Source organism: Azospirillum sp. B4, assembly GCF_000333275.1.
In the GTDB taxonomy this organism is placed as follows: Bacteria; Pseudomonadota; Alphaproteobacteria; order Azospirillales; family Azospirillaceae; genus Nitrospirillum.
Genome location: NZ_BACU01000349.1, coordinates 1 through 5,710 on the forward strand (window position 1 = coordinate 1; position 5,710 = coordinate 5,710).

The following is a 5,710-nucleotide window of genomic DNA, read 5'->3' on the forward strand; positions in this document are numbered from 1 at the left end:
TACCCCGNTGAGGGTATTAGGCGGCCATGCGAAGAGCAGGCGCCGAATTATCGTTGGCACCTATGAAACGGCCCGATGACGGCGGAACCATGCCGAGCGAAAACCATGCCTTTACCACGCACGTCGATCCTGATTCGCCCCCATGATGGTGGAGGCGCCGGGTACCGCCCCCGGGTCCGCAACGCTTATTCCGCAAGGCGTTTATCGCCATAGTCGGGCAAGCCCGACATCCCTAATATAGGGACGCGGGGGCGAAAGTGAAAGCCCTTAGGGGAATGGCAGGGTCGCGACCTTTCCGGGGGGGAGGGGAACGCCGCCGATCACGGGGGAGATCAACATGCGGCGCATCGCGTGGGCGGCGGCTTGGGGACTGTTCATCATTCTGGCCTATTTCATCCTGGCCTTCGCCACCCACCGCTGGCTGCCCCTGCCGCAGCCGGGCAATGTCGGCTTCACCCTGGTGTTCGTGGCCTTCTCCGTGCTGCATGCCGGGCTGATGCTGGGTGGGCGGCGGCTGGCCCTGTTCTTCGGCCTGTCGGTCGTCATCTCCTATGCATTGGAGGAGGTGGGCGTGCGCACCGGCCTGGTCTATGGCCGGTATCACTACGGCGACCTGCTGGGTTCCAAGCTGGGCCACGTGCCGGTGCTGATCCCTTTGGCCTGGTTCATGATGATCTATCCGGCCTGGGTGGTGGCGCTGGCCCTGCTGCGCGGCCTGGACCTGCGCCGGCCGGCCGGTGTGGCGGTGTTGGCGCTGGTCGCGGCGCTGGCCATGACCGGCTGGGACATGGTGATGGACCCGCCCATGGCGGCGGCCGGCAACTGGGTGTGGGAGGATGGCGGGCCTTATTTCGGGGTGCCGCTGCAGAACTACGCCGGCTGGATCCTGACCACCTTCCTGGTCTATCTGGCCTATCACGCCGCCACTGGCGACCGGGGCGATGTCTACCGCTTCGGCCGCGCCTTCGCCGCCCTGCCGGTGGTCGTCTACACCCTGTTCTCGCTGGAATACCTGGTGCCGGGCCGATTCCCGGCCCTGGCCGCCGTGGCGGTGTACTCGATGTTGATGCCGGGCGTGCTGGCGTTGGTGCGGCTGGCCAGCCCCGCACGCTCCATCTCTTGAGATATGGGGTTCCGGATGCCGGGGCGCTACATTATGTAGTGATACCGTTTCAGCGTCGGGCCGACCGGCGATCGCATGTGAGGGCCCGCCATGGCGCATCCGGAATACCAGTACCTGTCGCTGCTGCGTCGCTTGATCGACCAGGGTGCGGCACGGGTGGATCGTACCGGTGTGGGCACCAAGGCGCTGTTCGGGGAGCAGATGCGCTTCGACCTCGCGGCCGGCTTTCCCTTGCTGACGACCAAGAAGATTTTCCACCGCCAGGCCATCCACGAGATGCTGTGGTTCCTGTCGGGGGACACCAGCATCCGCCCGCTGCTGGCCAACAAGGTGCGCATCTGGACGGACTGGCCGCTGGCCAACTATCGCAGGAAGACGGGCGAGGCCATCAGCCAGGAGGAGTTCGAGGCGCGGGTGCTGAGCGACGATGCCTTCGCCGCCCAGTGGGGCGACCTGGGCCCCGTCTATGGCAAGCAGTGGCGGCGCTGGCAGGGGCCGGACGGCCGCGTCATTGACCAGATCCAGGAACTGGTGGACGGCATCCGCACCAACCCCACCAGCCGGCGCCTGTTGTTCACCGGCTGGAACGTGGCCGACCTGCCCGCCATGGCCCTGCCACCCTGCCACATGACCTATCAGTTCTTCGTGGCGGACGGGAAGCTGTCCGGCCTGATCTTCCAGCGCAGTGCCGACACGCTGCTGGGCCTTCCCTGGAACCTGTGCGAAGGCGCCCTGCTGATCCACATGCTGGCGCAGCAGTGCGATTTGGGCGTGGGCGACCTGGTGTGGCAGGGCGGCGACGTCCACCTCTACATGAACCACATCCCCCAGGCGGAAGAGCAGCTGACGCGGGAGCCGCGCCCCTTCCCGCAGCTGCTGATCAAGCGCAAGGCCGACAGCCTGTTCGATTACCGCTTCGAGGATTTCGAGATCACCGGCTACGACCCCCACGCCCACATCAAGGCCGATGTGGCGGTGTGACAGGGCGGTGTGACAGGGCGGCGGGAGGACCGGCCGAGCGGGCTCAGTGCCGGCTTGACGCCGCGCGCTGCGGCGCCAGCACCAGGCAGGCGGCCATGAAGGCCAGCAGCAGGGCGGAGGCGGTATAGCGGCTGAGGTCCAGCCCACCCGCGTCCACCGGCTTGTCCAGGAAATCGCCCACCACGGCGCCCAGGGGCCGGGTCAGGATGAAGGCCGCCCAGAACAGGGCGGTGCGCGACAGCGACGTCCAGGCATAGGCGGCCGCCAGCAGCGCCAGCAGGCCGGTGAACACCAGGATGCCGCCGCCATATCCCAGCCCCTCGCTGGTGGCCGCCCAATCGCCCAGGGCGGTGCCCAGCGTCTGGGAAAACAGGATGGTGGTCCAGTAGAAGGCCTCCGCCCGGGCGCCGGTGACGCTGGCGACGGAAACCCTGCCCAGCGCCAGCCGCCAGCCGGCGAGGCTGAACGCCAGCAGGCCCGTCAGCAGCGCCGTGCCGCCGGCATAGCCGATGCCCAGCGACCGGTCGGCGAAATCGGCCAGGGTGGTGCCCACCGTCGTCGTGGCCAGGATGGTCAGCCAATACAGCGCGGGATGGAAACGGCGGGTGCTGATCTGCGTCGCCACGGCGGCGGCGAACGCGACGGCGAAGACGGCGGTGCCGGCCAGATAGCCCAGGCCCATGGATAGGGTGACGGCATCGCCGCCCGTCTCGCCCAGGGTGGTGGCGGCGATCTTGATGACCCAGAACATCAGGGTCACTTGCGGCACCTTGGCGCTGTCGTCCGTCTTGGGCGCGCCGATCTGGGACAGGATGGGCATGGGGCGGGCTCGGCGGCGGTTATCGTCGCACGCATGCAGCCTGAGCCCGGCGACCGGGACAAGGCTGGGGCAGGGGGTGCGGCATTTTGGTCCGCCGCGCGGCCGGAAATTTGCCCAGCCAGGCGGGTGGATCCTGCCGGCCCGTCCTCATTTACCCATCCGACCTTGGGGCCACCGGAGTGGCCCCTCCGCACCCCAACCCACCCCTGATAGCATGGCGTCCGCTGAGCCAACGATGCGGGGACGGATCATGCGTGCGAGGGTGGGGATGGCGGCGCTGCTGCTGCTGGGGATGCCCATGGCGGGTCTGGCCGACCCGGGCAAGGCGGTGGTCGCCGCCAACCGGGCGGCCCCGGCATCCGGCATCACCGACCCCCAGGCGGCCCAGGTGGCGGCCCAGGTGGCGGCCCAGGTGGACGCCTTCCTGCAGGACCAGATGCGGGCCCTGGGCATTCCGGGAATGCAGGTCGCCGTCGTCCAGCACGGCCGCCTGGTGCTGTCGCGCAGCTATGGCGTCGCCAACCTGCAGACGCCGGTGCCGGTGACCAAGGAGACCATCTTCGCCCTCAACTCCATCACCAAGGCCTTCACCGGTGTCGCCGCGATGCGCCAGGTGCAGGCGGGGCGCCTGGATCTGGACGCGCCCGTGGGCCAGTACCTGGACGGCCTGCCCGCCGCCTGGCGCCCAATCACCATCCGCCAGTTGCTGACCCACATGTCCGGCCTGCCCGACATCAACCGCGCGCCGGGGGACCGGGACGAGCGGGTGGGGGGTGAGGCCATCTGGGCCTGGGTGCAGGCGCAGCCCATGAAGTTCACCCCCGGGGAACGCTTCGACTACTGCCAGACCAACTACACTCTGGTGCAGCGGGTGGTGGACACGCTGACGGGCCAGCCGCCCGACACGCCCATCATCGGCTGGGAGATCGAGGCGGCGGGCATGACCCACACCGGCTATGGCGACAGCAGCACGGTCACGCCGGGCAAGGCCGCCGGCTACCGTAACAGCTATGCGACGGGAGTTGACGGCACGCCCGTCGCCACCCCCCACCCGGTCTATGAACTGTTCCGCCCCATGCACCGCGCCTCCTCCGGCTTGGACAGCACGGCGGAGGACATGGCGCGGTGGATGATCGCCGTCTCCCAAGGCCAGTTGCTGGATGCCGACAGCCTGCGCTTGCTGTGGACACCGGCCAGCTTCAACGACGGCCGCAAGGGCCAGTGGGGCCTGGGCTGGGAGGTGCTGGACCGGGGCGGCCACCGCGCGGTGGGCATGACCGGCGGCGGCCGCTCCGCCTTCTTCCTCTATCCCGAGGATGACGTGGGTGTGGTCATCCTGACCAACCTTTCCGGCGCCTGCCCGGAGGACATGATCGACCAAGTGGCCGCCTTCTACGGCGCCAAGCTGACGGGCGTGGCGGCGCTGCGGGTGGAGGTCCAGCGCCGGGGGTACGACCAGACCCCCGCCGTCTATGCCGAGCTGAAGGCCAAGGACCCGGCCTTGCGGCTGGAGGAGGCGGAACTGAACGACTGGGGGTATCGCCTGCTCAGCAACGCCCAGCCGCGCAACGCCCTGGCCGTCCTGAAGCTGGCCGCCGACCTCTACCCCGACAGCGGCAACGCCCAGGACAGCCTGGCCGAGGCGCTGGCGGCCTCCGGTGACAAGTCAGCCGCCATCGCCGCCTATCAGCGCGCCCTGGAGCTGGACCCGAAGAACCAGAACGCGGAGCGGCGGCTGTTGGCGCTGAAGGCGGGCGGGTGATGGGCGTGGGCAGGGCAGGCGGGCGGACTTACCTTTAGAGCGGGATGAAATAAGGCTGATTCAGGATTGGATTCCCAACGAGCTTGGAATGTGATTCAAGGTTACCGGTTTGATTTATATGGGGCCGGGAACGATGGGTCGTCCGTACTCGATGGATCTTCGTCAGCGCGTTGTTGACGCGGTTAAGCTTGATGGCCTGTCACGCCATCAGGCCGCGAAGCGGTTTGGCGTTGCGGTGAGCACGGCGATCAAATGGCTGGAGCGCGAGGCGGTAACCGGCAGCGTGGCTCCTGGTCAGATGGGAGGGCATAAGCCGAAGGCGATCTCCGGGGAGCACCGGGACTGGCTGCTGACGCGCTGTGCCAGCGGCCCGTTCACCTTACGTGGTCTTGTCCGTGAGCTGGCGGACCGGAATTTGAAGGTGGACTACCGCTCGGTCTGGGAGTTCGTGCATGCTGAGAAACTGAGTTATAAAAAAAGACTTTGGTCGCCACGGAAAGAAGCCGGCCGGACATCGCCCGCCACCGGGAGCGATGGCTGAGACTGCGACCGGGGATCGACCCGTCTCGATTGGTGTTCATCGACGAGACGTGGACCAAGACTAACATGGCGCCGTTGCGAGGCTGGGCCCCGCGTGGGCAACGGTTACCTGGTCCGGCCCCCTTCGGCCATTGGAATACCATGACCTTCATCGCCGCCCTGCGCCAAGATCGCGTGGATGCGCCGTGGCTGATCAAGGGGCCGATCAACGGCGAGCGCTTCAGGATCTATACCGAGCAGGTCCTTGTCCGGACATTGAAGCCCAACGACATCGTCATCATGGACAATCTCGGCTCACATAAAGGCAAGGCCGTCCGGGACGCCATACGGGCGGCCGGGGCCAGGGTGATCTTCCTTCCAAAATACTCACCCGACCTGAACCCCATCGAGCAGTTCTTCGCCAAACTCAAGCATCATCTGCGTCAAGCTCAAGAGCGATCTGCCGATGGCCTCTGTGCCGCCATCGGCAAAACTCTCCAAACCG

Annotated in this window: 5 protein-coding genes and 1 other RNA gene; 4 read left to right on the forward strand and 2 right to left on the reverse strand. The window is 67.3% G+C overall.

The annotated features are described in order from the left end of the window. Positions 1-267, reverse strand: a transfer-messenger RNA (tmRNA) gene (gene ssrA / locus I55_RS33880); the annotation flags it as partial. 70 nt (positions 268-337) lie between these two features. Between ssrA and I55_RS33145 the strand changes: the two genes are divergently transcribed. Together I55_RS33145 and thyA are read left to right on the forward strand one after the other, a co-directional pair. After that, the gene (locus I55_RS33145; RefSeq protein ID WP_049974170.1) at positions 338-1,123 is read left to right on the forward strand and encodes a carotenoid biosynthesis protein; all 786 of its coding nucleotides are present in this window, start codon (positions 338-340) and stop codon (positions 1,121-1,123) included. Between the two features lie 90 nt (positions 1,124-1,213). Continuing rightward, the gene (gene thyA / locus I55_RS15495) at positions 1,214-2,104 is read left to right on the forward strand and encodes a thymidylate synthase (protein WP_044561491.1); all 891 of its coding nucleotides are present in this window, start codon (positions 1,214-1,216) and stop codon (positions 2,102-2,104) included. A 43-nt stretch (positions 2,105-2,147) separates the two neighbouring features. Here the strand turns inward: thyA and I55_RS15500 are convergent, their stop codons facing one another. Continuing rightward, complete coding sequence (locus I55_RS15500; protein WP_044561492.1) at positions 2,148-2,924, reverse strand: membrane protein; 777 nt, start codon at positions 2,922-2,924, stop codon at positions 2,148-2,150. Between the two features lie 250 nt (positions 2,925-3,174). Between I55_RS15500 and I55_RS15505 the strand changes: the two genes are divergently transcribed. Continuing rightward, entirely contained in the window at positions 3,175-4,686 is a 1,512-nt protein-coding gene (locus I55_RS15505) for a beta-lactamase family protein (protein ID WP_252181165.1), read from the forward strand. A 133-nt stretch (positions 4,687-4,819) separates the two neighbouring features. Then, positions 4,820-5,710 (forward strand): IS630 family transposase gene (locus tag I55_RS34505; protein WP_252181166.1). Its coding sequence is split into 2 segments (ribosomal slippage), with 889 coding nucleotides annotated over them: positions 4,820-5,158 and positions 5,161-5,710; the frame shifts between segments, so codons are not numbered across the junction. This gene is flagged as partial in the annotation.

Coding starts and splice junctions, on each gene's coding strand:
- I55_RS15505 (WP_252181165.1), top strand. CDS start 3,175: ATGCGTGCGAGGGTGGGGATGGCGGCGCTGCTGCTGCTGGGGATGCCC.
- thyA (WP_044561491.1), top strand. CDS start 1,214: ATGGCGCATCCGGAATACCAGTACCTGTCGCTGCTGCGTCGCTTGATC.
- I55_RS15500 (WP_044561492.1), bottom strand. CDS start 2,924: ATGCCCATCCTGTCCCAGATCGGCGCGCCCAAGACGGACGACAGCGCC.
- I55_RS33145 (WP_049974170.1), top strand. CDS start 338: ATGCGGCGCATCGCGTGGGCGGCGGCTTGGGGACTGTTCATCATTCTG.